Origin of the sequence: Pseudomonas putida (genome assembly GCF_022627325.1) — a bacterium.
Lineage (GTDB): Bacteria > Pseudomonadota > Gammaproteobacteria > Pseudomonadales > Pseudomonadaceae > Aquipseudomonas > Aquipseudomonas putida_X.
Genome location: NZ_JAETZZ010000025.1, coordinates 1 through 24401 on the forward strand (window position 1 = coordinate 1; position 24401 = coordinate 24401).

The 24401-nt window shown below is 60.7% G+C and carries 20 protein-coding genes; 10 read left to right on the top strand and 10 right to left on the bottom strand.

The features are described from left to right. Nucleotides 1–142 precede the first annotated feature (142 nt). On the bottom strand, nucleotides 143–559 hold the full coding sequence (locus JNA92_RS25185; RefSeq protein ID WP_241807181.1) for a hypothetical protein: 417 nt from the start codon (nucleotides 557–559) through the stop codon (nucleotides 143–145). 258 nt (nucleotides 560–817) lie between these two features. On the opposite strand from JNA92_RS25185, the gene JNA92_RS25190 reads away from it, so the two are divergent. The 3 genes from JNA92_RS25190 to JNA92_RS25200 all read left to right on the top strand — a co-directional run bounded on the left by JNA92_RS25190 (nucleotide 818) and on the right by JNA92_RS25200 (nucleotide 7212). Then, a complete protein-coding gene (locus JNA92_RS25190; RefSeq protein ID WP_241807182.1) occupies nucleotides 818–4648 on the top strand; it encodes a sensor domain-containing protein in 3831 nt (1276 codons plus the stop codon). A gap of 243 nt (nucleotides 4649–4891) precedes the next feature. Continuing rightward, nucleotides 4892–6145 carry a serine hydroxymethyltransferase gene (glyA, locus tag JNA92_RS25195; protein ID WP_241807183.1) on the top strand — a complete coding sequence of 418 codons (1254 nt, stop codon included), beginning with the start codon at nucleotides 4892–4894 and terminating at the stop codon, nucleotides 6143–6145. A 113-nt stretch (nucleotides 6146–6258) separates the two neighbouring features. Next, entirely contained in the window at nucleotides 6259–7212 is a 954-nt protein-coding gene (locus tag JNA92_RS25200) for an arsenic resistance protein (protein WP_241807184.1), read from the top strand. A gap of 59 nt (nucleotides 7213–7271) precedes the next feature. Here JNA92_RS25200 and JNA92_RS25205 read toward each other — a convergent pair whose 3' ends face one another. The 6 genes from JNA92_RS25205 to JNA92_RS25230 all read right to left on the bottom strand — a co-directional run bounded on the left by JNA92_RS25205 (nucleotide 7272) and on the right by JNA92_RS25230 (nucleotide 13137). Then, nucleotides 7272–8462 (bottom strand): multidrug effflux MFS transporter, encoded by a 1191-nt coding sequence (locus tag JNA92_RS25205; RefSeq protein WP_241807185.1) that lies wholly within the window; start codon nucleotides 8460–8462, stop codon nucleotides 7272–7274. 49 nt (nucleotides 8463–8511) lie between these two features. Further along, nucleotides 8512–9111, bottom strand: a complete 600-nt coding sequence (locus JNA92_RS25210) for a thermostable hemolysin (protein WP_241807186.1) — start codon at nucleotides 9109–9111, stop codon at nucleotides 8512–8514. Between the two features lie 16 nt (nucleotides 9112–9127). After that, nucleotides 9128–10609, bottom strand: coding sequence for an AMP-binding protein (locus JNA92_RS25215; RefSeq protein ID WP_241807187.1), 1482 nt, complete (start codon nucleotides 10607–10609; stop codon nucleotides 9128–9130). After that, the gene (locus tag JNA92_RS25220; RefSeq protein WP_241807188.1) at nucleotides 10606–11538 is read right to left on the bottom strand and encodes a TauD/TfdA family dioxygenase; all 933 of its coding nucleotides are present in this window, start codon (nucleotides 11536–11538) and stop codon (nucleotides 10606–10608) included. Before JNA92_RS25220 ends, JNA92_RS25215 begins: the two co-directional genes overlap by 4 nt. A 128-nt stretch (nucleotides 11539–11666) precedes the next feature. After that, nucleotides 11667–12605 carry a LysR family transcriptional regulator gene (locus JNA92_RS25225; protein WP_241807189.1) on the bottom strand — a complete coding sequence of 313 codons (939 nt, stop codon included), beginning with the start codon at nucleotides 12603–12605 and terminating at the stop codon, nucleotides 11667–11669. Nucleotides 12606–12630: 25 nt separating this feature from the next. Next, complete coding sequence (locus tag JNA92_RS25230) at nucleotides 12631–13137, bottom strand: MarR family winged helix-turn-helix transcriptional regulator (protein ID WP_241807190.1); 507 nt, start codon at nucleotides 13135–13137, stop codon at nucleotides 12631–12633. Nucleotides 13138–13262: 125 nt separating this feature from the next. Here JNA92_RS25230 and JNA92_RS25235 point away from each other — a divergent pair, with 125 nt between their 5' ends. Continuing rightward, nucleotides 13263–14075, top strand: a complete 813-nt coding sequence (locus tag JNA92_RS25235; protein WP_241807191.1) for an alpha/beta fold hydrolase — start codon at nucleotides 13263–13265, stop codon at nucleotides 14073–14075. Further along, nucleotides 14068–15240 (top strand): MFS transporter, encoded by a 1173-nt coding sequence (locus JNA92_RS25240; RefSeq protein ID WP_241807192.1) that lies wholly within the window; start codon nucleotides 14068–14070, stop codon nucleotides 15238–15240. Before JNA92_RS25235 ends, JNA92_RS25240 begins: the two co-directional genes overlap by 8 nt. 168 nt (nucleotides 15241–15408) lie before the next feature. Here the strand turns inward: JNA92_RS25240 and JNA92_RS25245 are convergent, their stop codons facing one another. Together JNA92_RS25245 and JNA92_RS25250 are read right to left on the bottom strand one after the other, a co-directional pair. Continuing rightward, complete coding sequence (locus JNA92_RS25245) at nucleotides 15409–15630, bottom strand: hypothetical protein (protein WP_241807193.1); 222 nt, start codon at nucleotides 15628–15630, stop codon at nucleotides 15409–15411. Between the two features lie 1109 nt (nucleotides 15631–16739). After that, a complete protein-coding gene (locus tag JNA92_RS25250; RefSeq protein WP_241807194.1) occupies nucleotides 16740–17462 on the bottom strand; it encodes a hypothetical protein in 723 nt (240 codons plus the stop codon). A 276-nt stretch (nucleotides 17463–17738) separates the two neighbouring features. Here JNA92_RS25250 and JNA92_RS25255 point away from each other — a divergent pair, with 276 nt between their 5' ends. From JNA92_RS25255 to JNA92_RS25270, 5 genes are all read left to right on the top strand, one after another. Further along, nucleotides 17739–18263: a hypothetical protein gene (locus tag JNA92_RS25255; protein ID WP_241807195.1), complete on the top strand. Its 525-nt coding sequence runs from the start codon at nucleotides 17739–17741 to the stop codon at nucleotides 18261–18263. Between the two features lie 50 nt (nucleotides 18264–18313). Further along, on the top strand, nucleotides 18314–19831 hold the full coding sequence (locus tag JNA92_RS25260; RefSeq protein ID WP_241807196.1) for a hypothetical protein: 1518 nt from the start codon (nucleotides 18314–18316) through the stop codon (nucleotides 19829–19831). A gap of 132 nt (nucleotides 19832–19963) precedes the next feature. Beyond that, complete coding sequence (locus tag JNA92_RS25265) at nucleotides 19964–21508, top strand: glycoside hydrolase family 25 protein (RefSeq protein ID WP_241807197.1); 1545 nt, start codon at nucleotides 19964–19966, stop codon at nucleotides 21506–21508. A 509-nt stretch (nucleotides 21509–22017) separates the two neighbouring features. Next, the gene (locus JNA92_RS26250; RefSeq protein WP_431312484.1) at nucleotides 22018–22443 is read left to right on the top strand and encodes a response regulator transcription factor; all 426 of its coding nucleotides are present in this window, start codon (nucleotides 22018–22020) and stop codon (nucleotides 22441–22443) included. A gap of 74 nt (nucleotides 22444–22517) precedes the next feature. Then, a complete protein-coding gene (locus JNA92_RS25270) occupies nucleotides 22518–23582 on the top strand; it encodes a hypothetical protein (protein ID WP_241807198.1) in 1065 nt (354 codons plus the stop codon). A gap of 240 nt (nucleotides 23583–23822) precedes the next feature. On the opposite strand, the gene JNA92_RS25275 is transcribed toward JNA92_RS25270, so the two are convergent. After that, complete coding sequence (locus JNA92_RS25275) at nucleotides 23823–24008, bottom strand: hypothetical protein (RefSeq protein ID WP_241807199.1); 186 nt, start codon at nucleotides 24006–24008, stop codon at nucleotides 23823–23825. Nucleotides 24009–24401 lie beyond the last annotated feature (393 nt).

A 24401-nucleotide genomic window follows, 5' to 3' on the forward strand; every position in this document is an offset into this window, starting at 1 on the left:
TTGGTGGAAGGGGTGGGGCGATGTCTCCCACAGTCTGTACTGCGTCAACAGTCAGAATCCGGCATTTAGTCCCACCACCCCTTCAAGTCTAACCATACAAGCCGGCTTGCCGGCGATGAGGCCGGCACTGACCACACAAAAATCAGACGTGACGCTGTTTGGCCTTGCCACGCGTGCCACGCGGCAACCGGCAACGGTCGCCCTGCCCGGCCAGGCGCGCGGCCCAGGCGGATTTGACGCTGAAGCCACCGCTGCGGGCAGGCTGCTCGGCAACCTTGGCCGGCTGCACGGCAGGCTTGCTAGCCGGTGTTTTGCTGACGACCTTGGTGGCAGGCTTGGCAGCCGCCTCAATCTCAGCCGGTGCTGCAGCCGCCTTGGCGGTCTTGCGCAGCTCGGCCAGCGACGGCGCCTTGGTTTTCGAAGCCGAAGCCTCAGGTTTGACCAGCGAACGCTGGCACGACTTGCAGGATACATCCTCGGTCACGGCAGTGCTGACAAGGGTCTGACTGCTGCGCCCACAGGCGGAATCGAGGCCATTGGTGGAAAAGTGAGTAACCAAAACCGAACATCTCCGATGCGTTGTCATTGAAGCGGCCGGCATTCTCGCACAGCAAGCCGGGCATTGCCGAACGGGCAGGTGCCACCACGACCGTCGGCACCCGACAGCAGGACTGGCACTTTGCCATAATGACAGGCATGCTAGCCCGTTTCGGGTATACGGCCTTATAGTGCGCCACCACGGTCCGGTCGCCCAGGCACCGGTATCCACCGTGCATATCAATCCCTGCCGTCGCCAGCCCAATAGCAGGACCAACGCTTGACCAATCTCAATCATCCGTCCTCGCCGCGCACCGTTACACCGGCCCCAGCCACTTCGGTGCGTGGCTCGGTCAAAGGTGCATTGGCCCTGCTGGCCCTGCTGCTGCTGGCGTTGCTGCTTTGGCAAATGTTCTCGCAGTTCCGCCACACCCAGGCCGAACAGCGCCAGCAGCACCTGGACGCAAGCGTCGAACTGGCAGACCACCTGGGCCTGAACATGGCGCTCAAGGCCCAGCAGGCGTTGAATGTGGTGCAGCCGTATGGCAAAGCGCCGACGCCTGCCGCCCTGCCCAGCCTGCTCGACACGCTGCGCGAGCGCCTGCCAAACCTGCGCGACCTGGCCTGGCTGGACCACAGCGGGCGGCTACTGAGCGACAGCCTGGCCGGCAGCCCCGACCATGCGCAGATTGACGAGCTGTTCGCGCTGAACCAGGGCCGGCCTTATTTCTTCGCCAACTCGGCGGACAACCGCACCGTCTACCTGCTGTTGCGCCAGGCCGCCGAGCAGGGTCGCGGCTACTGGCTGCTGCGCCTGTCCAACGATTTTTACCGCACCCTGACCCAGCACCTGGACGGCCCCGGGCAACCTCTGTGGCTGCTGGAGAACAGCCGCAGCGGCGAGGTGCTGGAACGCCACGCGCCAGCGCAGACCAGCGACCAGCCCCTGCAAAGCGTGATGCTGGTGTTCATCGACAACAGTGTCTGGCAGCTGCGTGGCCTGTTCGATGCAGGCCTTGCCCAGCAGAAACTGTTGCCGGCACTGCTGGGCAAGTGCCTGCTAGCGCTGTTCTGTGCCCTGCTGCCGGTGCTGGCACTGATCAATATGCGCCGCCGCCAGCGCGCCTTGCAGGATGACCGCCGGCGCTACCAGGAAATTTTCGAGGGCACCGGCGTAGCCCTGTGCGTGCTCGACCTCTCCAGCTTACCCGGCCAGCTTGACCGTTACCACCTGCGCAACCTCGCCGCGCTCAAGCAGAGCCTGGCGCTGGACGCCAGCCTGCGCCGCTCGCTGCTGCAGGAGCTGAAGATCACCGAAATCAATCAGGTGGCGCGCCACCTGCTCAACGTCGACTCCCACGAAGGGGCCTGGCAACGGTTGATCGAGGGCAGCGGCGACGGCCGTGCCAGCGTCGGCATGCAGCTGATCGATGCGCTGATCGCACAGCGCCCGCTGCTCGAACTCGAAGTGCGCCTGCCCGCCCCGCTCGGGGGGGAGCTGCACTTGTGGCTGATGGCGCGGCTGCCGGAACAGCGCCGCGACTACCAGGCGGTGATCCTGAGCATCAGCGACATCACCAGCCGCAAGCAGGTGGAGCTGTCGCTGCTGGAGCGCGAAAGCTTCTGGTCGGACGTGGTGCGTACCGTGCCCGACCAGTTATACGTGCAGGACATACTCAGCCAACGGATGATCTTCAGCAACCGCCACCTCGGCGAGACCTTGGGCTACGACCGTACCGAGCTGGCGCAGATGGGCGAACGGTTCTGGGAGCTGCTACTGCATCCCGAAGATGCGGCGCACTACCAGGCGCTGCGCCAGCAGCAACGCGACAACGGCCACGGCCAGTCGCTGCATTGCCAATTGCGCTTCCGCCACCGCGACGGCGGTTGGCGCTGCTACGACATCCGTGAACAAGTGCTGACCCGCGACAGCGATGGCCAGGTTACCCGCATCATCGGTGTGGGCAAGGACGTCACCGTGCAGATCGAGGCCAGCCAGTCGCTACGCGACAGCGAACAGCGCTACCGCATGCTCGCCGAAAGCATCAGCGACGTGATCTTCTCCACCGACAGCAAGCTGCAGCTCAACTACGTCAGCCCATCGGTGCAGGCAGTGCTGGGCTACAACACCGACTGGATCTTTGAAAACGGCTGGCAGTCCATCGTCGCCAACCCGTCCCAGCTCACCGGCATCTACAGCCTGATGGAACGGGTCAGCAAGGCCATGGGCGACCGGGAACAGTTGGCGCATCTGCGCCAGCACCTGCCCAACCAGCTGTTCTTGTTCGACTGCCTGCGCGCCGATGGCCGCAAGATCCCTATCGAGCTGCGCCTGGTGCTGGTGTGGGACGACCGCGAGCGCTTCGAGGGTGTGCTGGGCGTGGGCCGCGACATCAGCCAGCAACGCCGGGCGGAAAAAGACCTGCGCATGGCCGCCACGGTATTCGAACACTCAACCTCGGCCATCCTCATCACCGACCCGGCCGGCTACATCGTGCAGGCCAACGAAGCGTTCAGCCGGGTCAGCGGGTATTCGGTCAGCGATGTGCTCGACCAGCTGCCCAGCATGCTGACGGTCGACGACCAGCAGGAAGGCCACCTGCGCTACGTCCTCAAACAGCTGCACCAACGCGGCAGCTGGGAAGGCGAAGTGTGGCTCAAGCGCCGCAGTGGCGAGCACTACCCGGCCTGGGTCGGTATAACCGCGGTGCTCGATGACGAAGGCGACCTGGCCAGCTACGTGTGCTTCTTCACTGACATCAGCGAGCGCAAGGCCAGCGAACAGCGCATTCATCGCCTGGCCTACTACGACGCCCTGACCCACCTGCCCAACCGTACGCTGTTCCAGGACCGCCTGCACACCGCCCTGCAACAAGCTGAGCGGCAGAAATCGTGGGTGGTACTGATGTTCCTCGACCTGGACCGTTTCAAGCCGATCAATGACTCCCTGGGCCACGCTGCGGGCGATCGCATGCTCAAGGACATGGCCCTGCGCCTGCTGGCCTGCGTCGACGATGACGACACCGTGGCGCGCATGGGCGGTGATGAATTCACCCTGCTGCTGCAATCGCGCGCCACCCGCGAAACGGCGCTCAACCGCGCCATCCACGTGGCCGAGAACATCCTCGCCAGCCTGGTGCGGCCGTTCGTGCTCGAAGGGCGCGAGTTCTTCGTCACCGCCAGTATCGGCATCGCCCTCAGCCCGCAGGACGGCGGCGAACTGAGCCAACTGATGAAGAACGCCGACACCGCCATGTACCACGCCAAAGAGCGCGGCAAGAACAACTTCCAGTTCTACCAGGCAGAGATGAACGCCAGCGCCCTGGAGCGCCTGGAGCTGGAAAGCGACCTGCGCCATGCCCTGGAGCAGAACGAGTTCATCCTCTACTACCAGCCGCAGTTCAGCGGCGATGGCAAGCGCCTGACCGGTGCCGAGGCACTGCTGCGCTGGCGCCACCCGACGCGCGGTCTGGTGCCGCCGGGCGACTTCATCCCGGTGATCGAGGAGCTGGGGCTGGTGGTGGATGTCGGCGACTGGGTGCTGCGTGAGGCCAGCCGCCAGCTCAAGGCCTGGCACAAGGCCAAGGTGCGCGTGCCGAAGGTCTCGGTGAACATCTCGGCCCGGCAGTTCTCCGACGGCCAACTGGGCAAGCGCATCGCCACCATCCTCGATGAAACCGGCCTGCCGCCTGCGTGCCTGGAGCTGGAGCTGACCGAAAGCATCCTGATGCGCGATGTGAACGAAGCGATGCAGATACTCGACAGCCTGAAGGTACTGGGCCTGAGCATTGCGGTGGACGACTTCGGTACCGGCTACTCGTCGCTCAACTACCTCAAGCAGTTCCCCATCGACGTGCTGAAGATCGACCGCACCTTCGTCGACGGCCTGCCCGAAGGCGAGCAGGACGCGCAGATCGCCCGGGCGATCATCGCCATGGCGCACAGCCTGAACCTGGCAGTGATCGCCGAGGGCGTCGAGACCCACGAGCAACTGGAGTTCCTGCGTGAGCATGGCTGTGACGAGGTGCAGGGCTACCTGTTCGGGCGGCCGATGCCGGCCAGCCAGTTCGAGGCGCAGTTCAGCAACGAGACGCTGTTCATGTTCCAGTGAGGGTTGCCGGCACCGGCCTCATCGCCGGCAAGCAGGCCCCTCCAGAGAACGGGCAGCGGAACCGCCGCAATGCGGCCCCGAAAAGCGGACCCCAAGGTCAACTACCGCCCGCATCCAGCCCAGGCAGGGCGCGGGATGCAACATGAAAGCCATTGGTCCGCGACTTGATGCCACTTCATATGCCAGGCGCGAATCAATCGGTTAGAATGCCCCCCCAATTCAGCCCGATCCTTGAGGACCGTTATGTTCAGCCGTGATTTGACCATTGCCAAGTACGACGCCGAGCTCTTCGAAGCCATGCAGCAAGAAGCTCTGCGCCAGGAAGAGCATATCGAGCTGATCGCTTCGGAAAACTACACCAGCCCAGCCGTCATGGAAGCCCAGGGTTCGGTCCTGACCAACAAGTACGCCGAAGGCTACCCGGGCAAGCGTTACTACGGTGGTTGCGAGTACGTCGACGTGGTCGAGCAACTGGCCATCGACCGCGCCAAGGAGCTGTTCAGCGCCGACTACGCCAACGTTCAGCCGCACGCCGGCTCCCAGGCCAACGCCGCTGTCTACCTGGCCCTGCTGTCGGCCGGTGACACCATCCTGGGCATGAGCCTGGCCCACGGTGGCCACCTGACCCACGGTGCCTCGGTAAGCTCCTCGGGCAAGCTGTACAACGCCATCCAGTACGGCATCGACGCCAACGGCCTGATCGACTACGACGAAGTCGAGCGCCTGGCCGTCGAGCACAAGCCGAAAATGATCGTTGCCGGTTTCTCGGCCTACTCGCAGGTCCTGGACTTCCCGCGCTTCCGCGCCATCGCCGACAAAGTAGGTGCCTACCTGTTCGTCGACATGGCCCACGTTGCCGGCCTGGTTGCCGCTGGCGTGTACCCGAACCCGGTGCCGTTCGCCGACGTGGTCACCACCACCACCCACAAGACCCTGCGCGGCCCGCGTGGCGGCCTGATCCTGGCCCGTGCCAACGCCGACATCGAGAAGAAGCTGAACTCCGCCGTCTTCCCGGGCGCCCAGGGCGGCCCGCTGGAGCACGTCATCGCGGCCAAGGCCATCTGCTTCAAGGAAGCCCTGCAGCCTGAGTTCAAGGCTTACCAGCAGCAAGTGGTGAAGAACGCCCAGGCCATGGCCAGTGTGTTCATCGAGCGTGGTTTCGACGTCGTTTCCGGCGGCACCCAGAACCACCTGTTCCTGCTGTCGCTGATCAAGCAGGAAATCTCCGGTAAGGATGCTGACGCTGCCCTGGGCAAAGCCTTCATCACCGTCAACAAGAACTCGGTCCCTAACGACCCACGTTCCCCGTTCGTGACCTCGGGCCTGCGTTTCGGCACCCCAGCCGTCACCACCCGCGGCTTCAAAGAAGCCGAGTGTAAAGAACTGGCCGGCTGGATCTGCGACATCCTCGCAGACCTGAACAACGACGCCGTCATCGACGCCGTACGTGAAAAGGTCAAGGCCATCTGCAAGAAGCTGCCGGTGTACGGCAACTGATTGGCAGTAGCCTGATGTGAAAAAGCCCGGCCCTCGTGCCGGGCTTTTTCATGCCTGGCAAGCTTTACCCTTGCAAGCCAACCTCACACCACCGCGAACGCCAGGACGCCGCCTTGACCAGAGAGCAACTCGAAACCCATCAAATTGCGCTGTATTTCGCTGCCGTACTCGCCGCCGCAGCCTTCGGCCTGCTGGCCACCGACACCGCGCGCCACCTGCAAGCACTGGTCACCCCGGCCATTGCCGTGCTGATGTACGCGATGTTCCTGCAAATCCCCTTCCTGGACCTGCGCCAAGGCCTGGGCAACCGCCGCTTCATGGCCGCGCTGCTGCTGGCCAACTTCATCCTCGTGCCGTTATTGGTGTGGGCCGCCACCCGAGGCCTGGGCGAGCACCCGGCCATCCTCATCGGCGCCCTGCTGGTGCTGCTTACGCCCTGCATCGACTACGTGGTGGTGTTCACCCACATCGGCAAAGGCGACTCACGCCTCACCCTCGCCGCCACCCCCTTGTTGTTACTGGTGCAACTGCTGTTGTTGCCGGTGTACCTGGCGGTGATGCTGGGCGACAGCAGCGACGTGGCGATTTCCATCACGCCATTCGTGGAGGCGTTCGCGCTGCTGATCGTGCTGCCGCTGATCCTGGCGGTGCTCACCTCGGCCGGAGCACGCCAGTCACGTAGCGTTTCGGTGTGGAATGACGCCTGGGCGTGGATGCCGGTGCCGGCGATGGCACTGGTGCTGGTGGCTGTGATCGGCTCGCAGATCGCCGTGGTGGTGCGCGATTTCGACCGCCTGCTGCCGGTGATCCCGGTGTACATCGGCTTCATGGTGCTGGCCCCGGTACTGGGGTTTGCCTCGGCGCGGCTGCTGCGTTTGCCGGTGGCCGAGGCCCGCTCGGTGACGTTCAGCAGCGCCACGCGCAATTCGCTGGTGGTGTTGCCGCTGGCGCTCGCATTGCCCGAAGACATGCGCACGCTGGCGGCCGCGGCGGTGATCACGCAAACATTGATCGAGCTGATCAGTGAGTTGATTTACGTAAGGGCGGTCCCCGCCCTGATCCGCTGACAGCGCATGGCGGGGCGTTGCACCACCCCGCCAGCCAACCCACCCGGCACTGCGTGGCTTCAGGCCACCGACGCCTGCTGTTGCATCCGCACACTCAGCATGCCCGACAGCGATACCAGCCACAGCACCAGGAACACGCCGGCGATGGCCAGGTTGGATGCCAGCGGCAAGGCACTGACGATGCCCGAGGCAAGGGAGCCGAACACCAGCATCAAGCAGCCCTGCAAGCTTGCCGCCACCCCTGCCCGATCCGGGAACAGGGACATGGAACGGGCCATGGCATTGGAGAAGATGAAACCTTGGCCAAATGCGACCAGCATGATGCCACCCAGGATACTCACCAGGTTCAAGCCGCCCGGCATCGCCGCGATCACCACCACACCGAGCAGGAACAGCGCCATCCCGGCCCACATCAAGGCATGCGCATTGACGTGACGGACCAGCGCGCGGTTGACCAAGGTCCCCACCAGGTAGCAACTGCCTACGGCAAGCGCCGTGGTGCCAAAGTACTGAGCGCTGTGCCCGAGGCGCTCCTGGACGATGTGCGGCCCGAACACGTTCCACAGCAAGAAGGCAGAGAAACTGGAACCGAGCACGACGACCGATGAACGAAAGCGACTGTCGGCCAGGATGCAGCGGTAGCCTGCGATGGTCTGCAGTGCACTGCGCCTGCCCGTCACCCCCAGCGACTCCTTGAGCCCCGCCAGCACGAAGGCCAGCACGATCACCGCGTATACCGCATAGAGCACGAAGTTGTAGCGCCATCCCAGATGCACTTCGATCAGCCCACCCACGTAGGGCGCGATGACCGGGCCCAGGCCAAAGGCCAGGCTCAGGTAGATGATCGCCACATAGAAGCGAGGCCCCTTGACGACGTCCACCAGCAAAGCCCGCGCGACCACCTGGCAAGCGCCGATAGCGAACCCTTGCAGCGCTCGGGCCAGCAGCAGCATTTCTATCGAGCTGGCAACCGTTGCCAGCACGCTGCCGCCGAGGAACACCAAAAGGCCCAACTGAACCGCCGGCTTGCGCCCGCGGGCATCGGCCATGACCCCGAAGAACAGCTGGCCGATCGCATAGAACAGGAGCGTGATGGTGATGGTGTTCTGCATCAATGCCGGGCTGGCCGACAGTTCCCGGCCGATGGAAGGAATGCTGGGCGCATACAGGTCGATGGCGATGCCGCCAACGCTGTTGATCAGCGGCGCCAGGAACACAATGAAATTCTCGTAACGCTTGGTCGCGTTCATGTTTACCTCCAGCACACCGGGCACAGTGATGCCCGGCATGGTGATCAGGTCAGGCAGATGCCTGATTGGCGAAATGGGGATGGGCGAGGCCGGGTGCAGGTGCACTCATCCAGATGCTGGGCGATGACAAACGCGACACCACCACCCGCGGTCTGTGGTCGTAATAGGAGCCCCAATTGACGCCTGGGTCCCTTACCCGCCCCCTGTCCGCACCGCCCAGGTCGTCGAGGTTGTCGACGATCGGCGCCAGCAACTGGCGCACCTGTTCGGTAGCGGTCAGCACCACCAGGCCGAAGTTGCGCAGCGCCAAGGTCTTGATGACATTGTTGAGCAGGTATTTGCCTGCACCGCTGCCACTGCGAAATGAAGCGAAGGCGCCCACTTCGGCGATACGAGCGCGGTCCAGCCCATAGCGCTCATCCAGCCCCTGATCCAGGTAGTACTCACTGAAGAGCTTGCCGGAATCACCGTAACTGATGCCGGCACAGGCATAGCCTGGTGCGCCACCGTTGGGGTCGGTCAGGCATACGAACAGATCGGGCTCAGGTTCTGGCGTTGCCTGGTAGTGCTTGAGGTAGTGCGCCCGCACCGCCTCTTGCAGGCATCGGTAACCGGGCCGGCCTTTATAGAAATTACGCACGATGTACATGCTGGCTCCCTCGTACTCAGGCGTACAGCTGGTCGATGAAGCGGGCTTCGATTTCCGCGCGCCGTGGCCGCCCGGTCACGGTGTAGAACTGCTCGCGGAACAGGGCGATATCCTCGATGACGCGCACCTGGCGAACCCGGGCGAAATCGGCAAGGCGATGTTCCAGGCGGGCCATTTCGCTGCGTACGCGCTCCGCGCCCGCAGCACTGAGCACGATGGCGCAGGGCTCGTCCCTGCCCTCCCCCATGACGATCATGTCGTCCACCAGCGGGCTCTCCTTGTAGACGTTCTCCACCCACTCCGGCGAGATGTTGCGCGCCGTGGAAAGGATGATCACGTGTTTCTTGCGCCCGGTGATGTAGAGGTAACCGTCGCGAAATTCGGCGATATCACCAGTATGCAAGTAGCCGTCGGACAGGTCGCAGGCGGTATCGTCAGCGTTGTAGTACCCCGCACACAGGGTGGGCGTGCGCACCAGTAGTTCGCCATCGACCAGCTTGGGCTCGATACCGTCGAGCAGCTTGCCGGCCGAGCCAATGCGCCGCTCGGCGGGCGAGTTCAGCGAGATGATCGATGAGTTCTCGCTCAGGCCATACGCCTCGAACACCTGCACGCCGCGCGCGTCCAGCGCCTCCAGCACTGTGGCCGGAATCTTCGCGCCGCCGGTGATGATATGCGGCCGTTGCGGGCCGAACAGCTGCTCGACCGTGCAATGCTCAAGCAGCCCATTGGCTTCCTCAAGCAACTTGGGCGGCAGGTACAGGAAGTTGGGCTGGTTGGGTGCGATCAGCTCCAGGTACTGCCGGGCATTGCCGCTCGCCGCGCCATATTCGGTCACGCCCTCGGGCATCAACGTCAGTGAACCGCCCGACAGAATCGGGATGAACACGCCGAGCACCTGTTCGATCAACAAGCTCATCGGCACGATCGAGAAGTAGTGCAGCGGTTGCTGTGGCAGGCGCTTCATGACGTTGTCCACCAGCAGCCCCACGGCCTCGTCGCGAATCATCACCCCCTTGGGTTTGGAGGTGGTGCCGGAGGTATGGATGATCGAAACGATGCCCTCCGGGATCAACTCATCCTCGTTGCGCCACTCCTCGCCGATGGCCTGGTTCATCAGCTGGCCAGGAATGAAGCAGGCCTTGCCCGGCAGGATGCCGTGCAGCCGGCTGGCGGTTTGCTCGTCGCTGACGAACACCGCGGCGGCCTTGCCCAGCAGGCTGCCGATCTGGTCGTCGGAGAACTCGATAGGCACCGGCAACAACACTGCACCGACTTTCTGAATCGCCAGCAGCGTATAGACCCACTCGTAGCATGAGCGCATGGCGATACCGAAGACCTTGCGTTCACAGCGCCCCACGCGCCCTTCAAGGGCACTGGCCAGGCGCATCACATCGCGTCGCAGTTCGTGCAGCGTGTGGGTGCGGCCATTCATTTCACGGATGACGATGCGGTCGGGCGTTGCCGCCAGGTAGTCCTGCATTTTTTTGCTGATCATTGGCTGGTCCCTGCGATGCGGTAGCTCTGAGCGCCGAAAATGCGCCGCGAAGTGTCTTCCAGTCGGCGGCGGCCGTGCATGACGCGAGTGTTGTCGATCACCACGATGTCGCCTTTCTGCCAGAAGTGGCTGTAGGTATTGCGTTCGGTCACTTCCTTGATTTCATCCCAGATGTCCAAGGCGATATCTTCGCCATCAGCCCAGGTAATACGCGGCGGTTCGTAATTGACGCTAGGGCCGAGCATCGAATTGCAGAAGGCCTTGCGCCCGCTGAAGCAACTGGTTTCGACAGCGGAAATAATCAACTCTGACGCAATAAGGTTTTGATCGATGCGCCGGTAAGTTTGCCCCGCTACTTGGTCGTTGACCTGCTGCAGGTGGTCATCCGTAATAGCCTCCAGCGGTAACTGAAGTTCGATGCTGAGGAAGCGTTTGACGTTCTGCCATGGAATACGCCGGGCATAACGAATATCACGCTGTTCAAATAACTTTCTGGTTTTAGCCGACAAGTCGAACAACACCCGTTGGCCATCGCACAGGGTAGTTTGCGACCCGACCGAAGCCGCTTCCAGGCAATAGAACCACTGCAGATCAGGGTTGAACGGCAGGTTGCCATTCTCGCGGTGCAGGCCCATCTCGTGCACACCCGCTTCGATTTCCGCGGTGTTGGAGGTAGCTGCCTTGCGTGCCGGGTCAAAGGTGACGCGCGACGAGTGTGCGCTGACAAACTCATTGAAGTCTGCAAGGGTATCTGCAAAATCGCGGTAGATGACCGCACCGCTGTGGGCCAGGTCTTCGTAAAGCGTTGCACCCTTGATACCGTCGCTGACCCGCATATCACGGTCAACAGCAACTACACATTCAAAACCGTAACAGGGGGTCGGCTGCCGGTAATAAGGGAACACCCAGGGTTGAACTTGCGCCAACATGACTCATTCCTCCGTGAACTGTGGGGTCAGGTAGACATCCGCTACCCGATGACCACACAGTAAGTGAAATGAGCACGCTGCTGGTTTTAAGAAATCTAAAGGCGTTGCGAAAATTTAAATAGGCCGTGTCACCGTTCCGTCAACAAGGCTTCGGCCACGTGCTCGACCAACGCGCGCAGGCTGGAAATATCCTTGCTGTCACTGCGATCGCGCGCCCAGATCATGTCCAGCGTAAAACTGGGAAAGCCCAGCGGCGGTTGGCAAACTTTTACTTGCGGGGCGATGCGCAGGTGCGGCAACAAGCGCGCCGGCAATGCCAAGGTGCAAGGCACGGCGGCAACGATGTTCACGCAGGCCTGATAGCCGTTGGCGCGCACCAGCACGTTGCGTGAACGGCCGACTTTATCCAACCAGCTGTCGACCATGTTCTTTTCCGAGATCCATGGCGTAGGGAACACATGGGGCGATGCACAGAACTCATCGAGGTTCATGGCCCCCTCGTTGGCCAGCGTGTTCTGGCTGGTCAGGCACACGAAGTCGTCATTGAGCACCGGCTGCCATTGCAACTCGGGGTGCATCTGGTGGTAGCCCGGGCCAAAACCGATGGCGATGTCGATTTCGCCGGATATCAGCCGGTCCACTGGCAAGTCGCGGCTCAGGCGGTCCAGGTGCAGCGAGGTATTGCCGTGGTTGCGGGACAACACCGCCAAGGCCTGGGGCAGGAATGACAACTCGAAATATTCCGGGGCGCAGAGCCTCCAGATTTTGCGCACCGCCTGCGGCGAAGCCGTGCTGTCGTCTTCCGCGCAGCGGTTGACCGACTCGACCACCACGCGCAGGTAGGGCGCGATTTTCTCGGCCTTGGTGGTGGGCAGCAACACGCCCTGGGAAGAAGAAAACAGCGTGTCATCGAAGCAGCCACGCAGGCGCTTGAGACAATAACTGACGGTAGGCTGGCTGACGCTCATCAGCTCGGCGGTGCGCTTGGCGCTGCGAAGCTCGAGCAGGTTGAGAAACACCACGATGTCTTGCAGATCCAACTGCTTGAGGTAGTTGCTGTGCAGCATGAAAATTCCTCCTGAATTTTCCGGTTCATTGGCTGGGCGCCCCTTCGCCAGGCAGACACGCGAGCACCTGCTTCAACAGCTGGGCAAAACCTGCGCGCTGCTTGGCACTCAAAGGGGCCAGCACCAGCTCCTGAATCTCAGTATGTGTAAGCAGAGCCTTCTCGATCAACACCTTACCTGCCGCCGTCAGCGCCACCTGGTAGCTGCGCTTGTCGTGGTCGTCGGCAACGCGCTCGACCATGCCGGCGCTTTCCAGCCGGGCCAGCCGGTTGGTCATCGCCCCGGATGTGATCAACAAAGAGCGGTAAAGCTCGGTTGGCGTCAGGCGGTACGGCGCCCCTGCCCTGCGTAGCGTCGCCAGCACATCGAACTCGCCTTCCTTGAAGCCGAACTGTGCCAACGCTTCGGCGCGCATGCGCTCCAGGTGCTTCTGGATGCGCGCCATGCGCCCGAAAATCTCCATGGATGTGACGTCCACCGAGGGCATCGCCTGCGCCCACTGCGCGACGACGAAATCCACATGATCGTTCATAGCTGTCCTTCACCGGGCAATTGATCAACTGTTAACCCGTGCAAACTCCTGAACGCCGACGCCTTTAAACTATCTTAACGTTAAGCTATCTTGCTGACGATACGACTGAAGGATCAGGAGAGCACATGGCATTTTTCGTACACGGACCGCATCGGCACTATTACTACGACTCAGGCGCCGGCAGCCCAGTGTTGCTGCTGCACGGCCTGGGCAACAGCGGGCGCGCCTGGGGGCCCCAAGCCAGTGCACTGCTCAGCCTGGGCCACCGCGTTATCGTATCCGACCTGCTGGGCCACGGCGCGTCCAGCGAAGCGCCCGAAGGTATCACGGCCCATGCCCAGGCACTGGAAATGCTGGCCCTGCTCGACCACCTGGGGCTGGAAAGTACCCACCTGGTCGGCCTTTCTCTGGGCGGCATGGTGGCACTGGAAATGGCCTGCCATGCACCTGAGGCCGTACAGCAACTGGTGGTCGCCGGCACATTCGCCAGCATGAACAGCCCGTATCGCCAAGGGCTGCTGAACGAGTGGGCCGCAAACCTTGCGCAGGCGGACGGCTGCCTGAAGCGTTTCAAGGCCACTTGGCCGGCGTTGGTGGGCGCTGATTATGCCGCCTCGGCCGACGGCCAATGCCTCTACCAGGCTTGGCACGCTCAGGCCGCTCAACTGTCAGCGCAAAGCCAGATCCGCTGGTGCAATGGCATGAAGCGTTACGACCTGCGCGATCAATTACCAGCCATTCAAGCAGCGACCCTGGTACTTGCCGCCGAAGGCGACCTGATCAGCCCACGCTCGGAAGCCGAAGACATCACCCAACGCATCGCCCATGCCCGCCAGGTCACCCTGCCGGGTGACGGCCACGTGTTCAACATCCCGTACGCCCAGGCCTTCAACCAGGCGCTATGCACCTTCCTGCAGGAGCCACTTCAACATGCGTGATATGCCAAGCAAAGCGTGCATAGGCCTACTGGCCATGCTGATCGGCTTGAACCTACGCCCCATCATGGCGGCCATCGGCCCCTTGCTCGGCACCCTGCAACACGACCTGGGCCTGAGCAACGCCCAAGGCGGCCTGCTGACCACCCTGCCCGTGATGATGATGGGGTTGTTCGCGCTGTCCGGCCCCTGGCTGCTGCGCCTGGTGGGTGAAGTGCGGGGTGTGGCGATGGGGATTACGCTGATCGTCATCAGCTGCGCCGCACGGGCCTATATCACCTCCGCCACGGCGCTGATCGCAACAGCCGCGTTGGGCGGGGTCGGCATTGCAGTCATCCAGGCATTGATGCCCGCCTTCATCAAGCGCAGCCACCCGCAAAGCGCGGGCATGCTGATGGGGCTGTTCACCACCGGCATCATGGGCGGCGCCGCGCTGGCCGCTGCCTTTGCGGCACCGGGTGCCAGCACCTTCGGCTGGCAACTGACGTTGGGGGTTGCGGCTTTGCCGGCGCTGGTCGGCTTGATCGCCTGGTTGCTCGCCGCCGGCAGCGACCCCGGCAGCCACAGCGATGCCACCTTGCCGTACCGCAGCGGGCGGGCCTGGTTGCTGTTGTTGTTCTTCGGCATTGGCACGGGCGCCTACACCCTGGTGCTGGCCTGGTTGCCGCCGTTTTATGTGGAACTGGGCTGGACGGCCACCCAGGCGGGTTACCTGCTTGGCGCCCTCACCGTCACCGAAGTCATCGCCGGCCTGCTGGTTTCAGCCCTCATTCATCGCTACCCAGACCGCAGGCAACCGCTGACCGTGGTGATACTGCTATTGCTTGCCGGCCTGGCCTGCCTGATGCTCGCCCCTGTGCAACTGGCGGTGGTGGCCACGCTGTGCCTGGGGCTTGGCATCGGTGCCTTGTTCCCGCTGTCGCTCATCGTCACCCTCGACCACACCCACTCACCAACCCAAGCGGGCGCCCTGCTGGCGTTCGTGCAGGGCGGCGGCTACCTGATCGCAGCGAGCATGCCACTGGTTGCCGGCATTGTCCGTGACCAGCTCAGTTCGTTGCACTGGGCCTGGGGGATTATGGCGATCGGTGCCGTGTTATTGCTGGGGTTGAGCACGCTGCTGAGGCCTAAGGCCGTGCAGTTGCCGGAGGCGGCGCACGAAGCGTGAGCGGGGTGAGGTTTCAATCGGAGGGGCAGGCTGTGTGAGCGGGCCTCCGGTGCAAACCGGAGACCGCGTTCGCGTTGCAAGGCAGGGCTTACAGGCTACAACGACTGATCGGGGGTGCCTGGACTTGCCCTGTTACGGGAGGCACAGACAGCCCTTGATCTGCCCCTGCTAGCTGGCTTCGCCTTGCATAAGGCTCACTTTCGAACACTGCTCACTGGCGAGCTGGCTGATGATCCGGATCGCCTGGTGGATACCTGCGGTGTTTCGGAAGCTCAGGTGAGGGTTGTGTTCGCACTCGAGCATCTCGTCATGCTGCACCAGGGCTTCGCCGAGCAGTTCGAGGGTCCAGGCGTAGCTCTGGATTGTGGACAAGCGTTCCTGGTCAGTCATGGGGCACCTGCTTGGGTGTGCTGTGCGGACGTGACGGGTCGTAGATGGGGTAGAAACGGTGGGGTTCGGGAGCCGGCGAAGGGCGACGGCGGCGGAGAACGGATGCGAGGATCCTGGATAGGCTTAGGGTAAGCATGCATGAGGTCCTTTTCGGTTAGAACACCACGCTGACCGTCGCCAAACGGTTAGGGTGGCAGCTGTACGCAGGTTGGCGAACCGAGGAAAAGGAACCCGGCAGACCCGAGGGTCTCCCACGCACAGCCGCCATTACACGAGACAGCGGACGCAAAAAAAGCGCCTGCAATCGTGATCGGGGCGCCGTTGCGCCTTTTCGTACGGGTCGCCAAACCCGGTCGCACAATCGGTTGCGACCCGATGAATTTATCCCTCCAGGCCAGCTTCCGCAAGGTTCAGTGTCGTCCGAAAGTGCATCATGAGCCGTAGGAGTTGTCACGACAGCACGCTAGGACGCTAGGACGCGACAATCATGCTGAAGTGTCACGTTTGCCCGCAAGGATCAGGCTTGGGATATTACTCAGCACACTAATCGCTACCAGCAGGATTGGGGGCAGCTTTGTATAGGGTAGGAATACCGGACAACTTGGAAACTCGGCCAGGCCGAAGCCTGCCCCTCTACGGCCTCGGCCCCGGTTTATTGGGCCGGGGCTTGGAGCGCAAATGATTGACTTTATTCACATTTCTAGGCGTCGTCGCGGGCCATCGATGCCGGTTTCAAGGCTAAACGCCTATTTCGTCATCGCTCAAACCATCCCAAACGCCTCCCTCCATTGTTTTTTCGTGCAAATTGGCAAAGAAGCTCACAAGCCTCGCGCGAAGCCCTAGCCCGGCTTAGTCGAGGCGAGCCCGTACGACCACATTTGGGGAGTGGGGCTCGCCGAAGATGATCCGCGCGCTCCTGCCTCACGCCAGTGGCGGGGTCAAATCTGCTGAGCATTGCCTCGGCCGAGGCCGTGACAGGTTGGTTACTGACTTCATCGTTCAAAAGAACAGCTAGCTAGGTGGAGCTCCTCTGGGTCGGGCGACCAAGGCCCCGCCTACAGAGCGGCAGTGAAGGGCTGGCAGCGTCTACCACGCTGCCAGCAACCTCATCATACGTTGGATTTAACAAACGTGTAGTTGCGCTGGAGTTTGCACATATGCGGCACACCGCACTGAGTGACGAATTTCTCGAAGTACGTGAGGATGTCCTGGTGGTTGGCGCCGAAGAACACCAGGAAATTCGCCTTACCACCTTGTGGCCCCGCACCTGCGCAGGCCGCCATGTACCCGGCCACCGCCATGGAGCGCTGGCTGGCGGTCAACCCGGCACAGAAGGCGGATAGCCCTCGCGGACAAGTGGCCGGTGTCGACACCGGGACGTTGTCGGGTTTGACAACTACCTCCTCGAAGACACTGGCGATTACATCCGATGAAGGTGTCTTGTATGACATCCCCCGCTCGAACACCGCCATGCTGGCCGTCAAGGCCGCTGGGTGGGTGGCGAGTGCCGCCAGCAGACCATTAGCGCGAGCAATGTCGGCCTGGCTGTTGTGTGCCTCACCTAGCAAGATCACGTTGTAAGAGGGTGTGGCCGCACCGGTGAACAAGCTCTGCAGGTTGGCCGCGGTGACCGTCGCCGGTTTCGAGAGACTAATGGATTTCTGGTCGCTGCCCAGCTGGGGAATCCCCGTCGCTGGATGCGTGTGGAGAATGTCACTCACCGCGCGCAGCACGACCGAGTCGAAGTTGCCGTCGCCTTTTGCCCCCGGCTTGTAGCCCTTGTAGGCCTCGAACAGGGTATTGGCGTAGTCTTTTTCCAGGATACGAAGCATGGTGTGGTCCTTTTCTTGGATACCTGAATGGCCGATCATCGGCCATCTCCCACCTCCCCCCCGGCTGATGATCAATCCGTGAGAAGGTCTAGTGAGCGTGGCGCCCATCCAGGTTGGCCGGTAGGGGATCAATGCTCCCCGAATCCTGCTTTTTCCGGCCAAGTTCGCCCAACCAGGCTCATTGCAAACAGGGATTTTTGTTCCCCTACTTTGCACGGTGGCAGATCGCTAGCGTGAACTCATCGGATCACAAGGAAATTCCGAGGGGAAAGCGAAATGGAAAAAAACTCAAAGGAACAATGGCTGGTAGGTGCCCCATGCAAAGGTGAGTGTTTTCTCTATCTGCTGGGTGGCGCAGCACTGATGACCGGCGACTCCCGGCAGATGTGCTTGGAGTTCTGCGAGCGCAACCGTGAACTGGTGATCGGCTGTCTGCCCGGGTCTCTGGCGCAGATTGCCGAAGACACCGATTTCGCCCTGATCCTTGATCTGGTCAACGCCCACGGCGGCAGGCGCCTCTACCTGCCGACCCGACCACAACGTTTCCTTCAACAGACCGGCTTGTACGTCCCCGAAACCACCTACGCCCTGTGGCGCGAGTTGGCCGATGTCAACGGCCAGATCGACATCCCCAGCGTCTGGGGGCTGTTCCTCGCCCTTCGTCGTGCCGCGATTCGCCTGGCCCTGAACCAGGACTGGACACCGGAGGCGCTGCACGCCACGTTCGGCGTCTCGCGCCGGCAACTCAAGGCTTACCGCCCCCTGGCGGCCCCAGCTGGCTCATTGGCCAGCCGCTTCTAGTCGTACACATTGCAGAACACAACTCAACCTACCACGCAGGAGCACCCACCATGCCTTCCACAATTCCCTATGACCCGGCCCTGGCACTTGGCAATCTGGTCAGCCTCGAACGGCTCGATGTGCTGGAACAGATCGCCGCCGCACAGGCCCCAGCCGACGCAGCCGAAGACACCCTCAATTCGCTGATTGCTGCCAAGCGTTCACTGGACATGACGTCCCAGGAACTGGCCGGGATGGGCATCGACACAAGCGACGTCGACACCGAGTCGGCTGCTGTCGGCAAAGACGTGTCCGCGGCCGCTCAGGCGTTCGCCAAGGCCAAGGTCGATGCCATCAAGGCCATTCAACCGCTTAAGGCGAAGATGTCCGGCATCAGCGATTCAGTGGAAAGCCCGGTCGACTTCAACCGCACCCAGATCAAACAAATGCCATTGTCGGCAGACGGCCTGCGGATGAACGTCCAGTACTTCAGCCTCGATCAGAACAGCCAGCAGTCCGGTACCCACGCTTCGAAGATCGCCTCATTCATCAGCGGCCAGGTCGGCATCTTCGGTGACGAATTCGCCTCCCAGGCCTCGGGGTCGGCAGCCAGTCAGGTCAATAGCCAGGTAGAAAACCACAGTATCTCCGGCACCTTGGTGATCAGCGTTACCTGTACGCACAAGGACGCCGTGCTGCTGGCCCCCTTCATCCTCGACGTCGACAAAGGCATCCGCGCATTCAATGCCTATTTCCCCGACAACATGATCAAGACCGACTCCATCGCATCCATGCAAAAGGTCGCGCTACAGGCCAACACCAAGGAAGAAAAAGCCCTTACCTTGTTATCTGGGGCGACCATGGGTTCCTGCTTCATTGGCATGGTGCATATCCTCAACACCACCGACACCCGCAGTAGCGAAACAATGGAAAGTGTCGCCTCGTCGCTGCAGACCCAATTCAAGGTTGCTGGCTGGTTCGAAAGCGTCTCCGGTGGCTTTGGGGTCAACAGCTCTTTCAGCAATGACGCCAAGGCGCTGCTGTCCTCGCAGAATGTAACCTCCCATTGTACGTTGACCACGGTGGGCTCGATCCCATCGATCAAGTCCAACCAGGTGAAGATGGGCGTCAAGCAGTTCACCGACTTCGACGGCGCCTCGTCGATGACTGCGCTGCTCAAACTCCAGGGCGTGACCCAGACCGACCAGGAGTCGGTGTCGTCGGCCGCCGACCGGGCGCGCACCGGCCAGGAGTTCATGGCCATGAAGTCGAACCAGATGGAGAGTGCCCTGTCGGCGCTTTCAGAAATCGACGATGGGGCGAACAAGGTCATCGACACCAATTCGATGATGGACGCACTGGACGACTACATACAGAAATGCCTGGCTGGCAATCTCGGCGCCCCCATCACCTACTACCTCAAGCGCATTACCGCCTCGCAACTGGCTCAGACGTGGATGGCCAAGTACTACCCGAACAAGTACATCAGCATCTCCGCCGATGACGCCGGCCCCGCCGGTACTTCCAGCAGCTCCAGCACGACAACCGGCAGCAACGGCGATGGCAGCGGGGACGGCAGCGGAAACTGACGTCCGCAGCGCCAACACTACCCCGGCGCCGTTCAGCACATCCTCGCCCGGGGCCCCGCGCTATAACCCTCCAGCGTGATGGGTGGCTCCCCCACCATCACGCTGGCTCGCCGTCCTTCGGAGATAGGCCCCATGAAAGCAGCGCGTAACGATGACCTCCCCACTTCCCTGAACCATCAGGAGCGTGCCTGGCTCGGCACCCTTCTTGACCTGACCTGCGGCGGTCCAACACCGTTACGGGATCTTTGGCGTGACAGCTGGTTTGACGATGCATCCCAGCGCGCGCTAATCCTTCAACCGTCCCATCGCAGCGCATTCCTTTACGTACCGCAGGCCATTTTCTGCGAAGCGGAAAATACCTTGGCGCACACCCTGGAAATTGCCATGCTCCTGGAACGCCTCATCGCCTCAGGCCTGGCGCTGGTCCACCGCCCACCCGTGCCAGCCAACGCCGAGTTGCGTTGCATCGGTGCGACTTTCGGTACACCCCGAGTCGAGATGGTGGACAACAAACCCAGAATCATCATCAACGACAGCGGCGATTACACCGACGATCCTTCCACCATCAATAATCGACAAGGCCAGGTGCTGTACCGCAGCATTGCCCTGCCTTCGGATGCCTGTGAGCTCATGCAAGCAGCCACGCATGGCCTGTTACAGATTCGTCCCAGCGCGCGCGTGCAACTGCTGGCCAGACTGGCACGCCCTCAACAACAGACTCGACTCGAAAGGCTCAGGCTACGCCCTCCTCCCAGCGACTCGACAGCCACCACTCAGCACTCGGTGAACGTCGACCGGCCTAACGATGCGCAGGCCGGTGAAATACTCCAGCGCCATTGGGTACAGAGTCACGGCTTGTTACTGGCGATCAGTGGCCTGCTGATCACCTGCCTGGCTGCGGCTCTGGGCATCTATGCCAACGACCACCTGCGCAAGGCCCAACCGGCACGGGTGACTGGCACGCCTCAAGTCGCCCCCCCTGCTACAGGTCCGGCGCCAGCAGCCGGCAGCACCGTACTCACCCCGGTCCCGCGGAGCTTACCTCGGGGACTGGACGTCTCGCAGTGGTCGGGCTCAGGCACGTCTGGTGCCGAGGCGGTGCTGGAGGTCGCTGCGGATATCGACTTCGCATTCACCCGCGTGGCCTTCGGCACACGCCTGGACCCGGAGTTCGCCATCAACTGGCGGCTCATGCGCCGTCAGGGCCTGTACCGGGGCGCTTACCTGTTCCTGCGTATCGACCAGGACCCTATCTCTCAGGTCGACATCGCGGTACGAGCGATCGGTGAGGCTCAGCCCCGTGACCTGTGCCTCGCACTGGATTTCGAAGAACAGAGTTTGCCCTCGCGCACGCCATCGCCTGATGTCGCCCAAGTCCGTCAGGTACTGATCCGCGCTCTGACCAGGGTACAAGAGCGCATGCACTGCAGACCGTTGCTGTACACCAACTGGAACATGGGCAGCCGCTACCTGGATCACCCGCAATTCGCCACCTACCCACTGTGGATCGCTGACTGGACCGGCGCGCAGGAACCCCGGCTGCCTCCTGCCTGGACAAGGTTCGCCTTCTGGCAACGCGCAAGCGAGTTTCATGGAAGCCCGAAGCCTGCGGACTTCGATGTATTTAATGGCAGCATCGCTGATCTCGATAGCTTTGTGCGGGGTACGATGCAATGAGCACAGGGCGCGATCGCCATTCGAAGCAGCAATTTCTTGTTTAAAACCTAGCTTCGGATATGGCTATTTCGCCGATTTCATAGGATATGCTCAAGGCCCTAGGTTTCACTTCAATCTTAATATTGAGCCATATTGGTATAGCGCAACTTCGACCCAAAGCGCCAAGCAAACCAGCCAGTATCATCCATTTCGTCGAATGAGGGAACCGATATTTTGCTTATCAGCAATCCTCATGTTGGGCTGTGTTATCAAATTTGTAACCAGTGACACATCCAAAGCGTGAGCGAGAAAAAAACCCACCGCAGGTAAACCCGGATGAGGATTTCTTAACTCGCTTCGCTACCAGATAACTCTATAGCAATCGACTTATATCGCTGCATTAACTCTCTCCCAACTGCAAACTTTATGTTCAGTTGCACATTAATTCTTTGCGCCTCGCCACGGCCGTCCACAGGGGATTTAATATGGGGACAATGATATTGAGCAAAAAAAAGTGTTCCTGCTCGCATATGCTAACCTCTAGAGAGAATCAGGTACTAGCGCTTATCAAGAGCGGACATGAGAACAAGGAAATAGCCAAGAAATTAAAGATCAACCCAAACACTATAAGTGAACATATAAGTAGCATTAAGCGCAAGACCGAGTCGCCCTCTGTAAACGCAATCAATGAACTCAGCGCGTTATCATTTCAAGATTGGGAATTACTCGCCCCTAAACTTGAGGCTCCTATTACGCCCGCCGAGTCAGTAGTGCTCATGTATTTGTGCCGCGGGATTAGTAGCAAGGTTACGGCCAGAATTTTAGGCATAAGTCCGCGCACAGTGGAAAAGCATCGGGAACATTTGCTTTCTAAAACAGGCCGGAAGAGCGCGCGACAACTGATCTTTTGGACGCACTGTCAATACGTATTACACAGGGTATCATCCGATGAGTGATGTGAGGATACTACCTATGCACGGTCGCGACCGGCAAAGCGAGTCCATATGAGCAAGGAACTAGGAGATAAAGAATGGAAAAAGACAACAGCTCCCCGTTAAAGTCGGCTGAACATCAGCAGCAACTGGAACAACAGCTCAAGATTAAAGAGCTGGAGCACCAGCTTGACCTCATGAGTCCTGGTCGGTTGGCCAGCTACACCTCCGCAGCAGGTCAGATTACCGAAGCAATCAATCAGGGTGCCAATGTCGTAAATTCGGTCACCGCGCTTAGGAGTGCGGTAATGAACTTGTATGCCGCCTTTGAAGGTACAAAGGAATTCGCAGCACGTCACCGGACCCTTGAGCTGGTCGTAGTGAATGCCACAAGGAGGCGATTGCTCTGGGAGAAAAGCTTTTTTGACTCGGGCACAACATTTGCCGGTCCCATGCCATTGAACGTTGTCCCTGTGGATGCAAAGGACCCAGTGGGTGTAACTCTGTGGACGGTAGCAAATGGTCAAGGGGCTATCATGACAGGCGTCAGTGGCGCTGGTAAATGGCGACTGGAAGGAACCCCATTCTCCTTGATCTTGGGATTCACTAATCCGCAGTTCGGTAGCATCAAAAGTGAAATCGGGCTAGTGGGTCGCAATGCCGAAACGAGGCTGGCATACGATGCGTGCGATAACGTTGAAGCCAAGCAGTACTGTATGTTTGGTTATACACTGACGGTCCATGCCGATGAGGCGAAAGCTGGGGCTGAGCGACGCTTAGTGTTCTGTATCGCAGAAGACCCCAACACCGTGACGCACGACATGGGCGACACACTCAAGCCAGGCGAGTATCTGACCCCTGGTCAGTTCTTACTATCTCGAAATGGTCGCTTTGCTGCTAGCTATCAATCGGATCAAGGAGTCTTGATGATATACGATTTGAATGGTTTACGTCGGTCTGTATGGTCATCTGGCACTACCAGGAGATCTGCATGGCGTTGCGGTGTCAATGAGAGTGGCCAATTCTCCGTCATGGAAAATGAGCGAGTTATCACCTGGGAAGCTCCATTGACGGTACCTGGAGGGTATGTAAAATTGAGTGACGAAGGTTCACTCTGCCTGTACGACAATCGGGATAAAAATGTCTGGGCAACGCGCAATTGATTTCAATGCACGACCGCACCAAATCTTGACGTTTTGTAGGACGTAGTGCGAGGCACGACAAACACACCTTCATCGTTTGGCCAATAAGGATGATTGTGTCAGCTTTTTCATAAGGGGACACAATTATCCTTATTCATCTCCTGTGGTGAAGGTTGCGCCTTGGCCTATCCTGACAGAAGAAAGATGAGCGGCGATTTAGATCCAGTAGTCATTGGTCGCTTTCCTAGCTGAGAGTTTTGTTCAGGCCTTCGCGCGAACAGTGCGCCTGGTCTCGTAACGTTTCGAGCGGCTAAGAGCCTGCCCGCATGCGTTGCTGATCTGCCAACAGGAGCCGCCTGATTCGATCTCATCGACCAGCAGTTCAAGCATCTGGCCGTCCCCGACCTGGACGCTGTAAGCCAATTCAAAACCCTCAAACCCTTCCATTTCGTTTTCCTAGAAAGATCATCCCACTCGACCCTAGGCGCACTGAAGTCGAATCAGTAATTGCCCATCGCACCGGCCTACTCCCCTTTTAAGGTTTTGGAGAGAGCCTGCTGATACCCGTCATCGTCCGTACTCCCAAGCTTTAGTTCGAATAGAGCTGTCGACTGTATCCAGATCAAAAATGGCGCGTGCGCCTAGCAGCGCAAATACGTGAGTCTTCAAACGACTCAGCACAGTCCTCGAATGGCCAGGCGCCCACTTCACGGACTGTAGTGGTCTAATGATTCCGGACACCCATTTAGGCGAGAATGCTCGCCACAGAGAGGTGTCTGATGACCAAGCAACGCCGTACCTTTACCCCTGAGTTCAAACGCGAAGCTGCCTGCCTGGTGC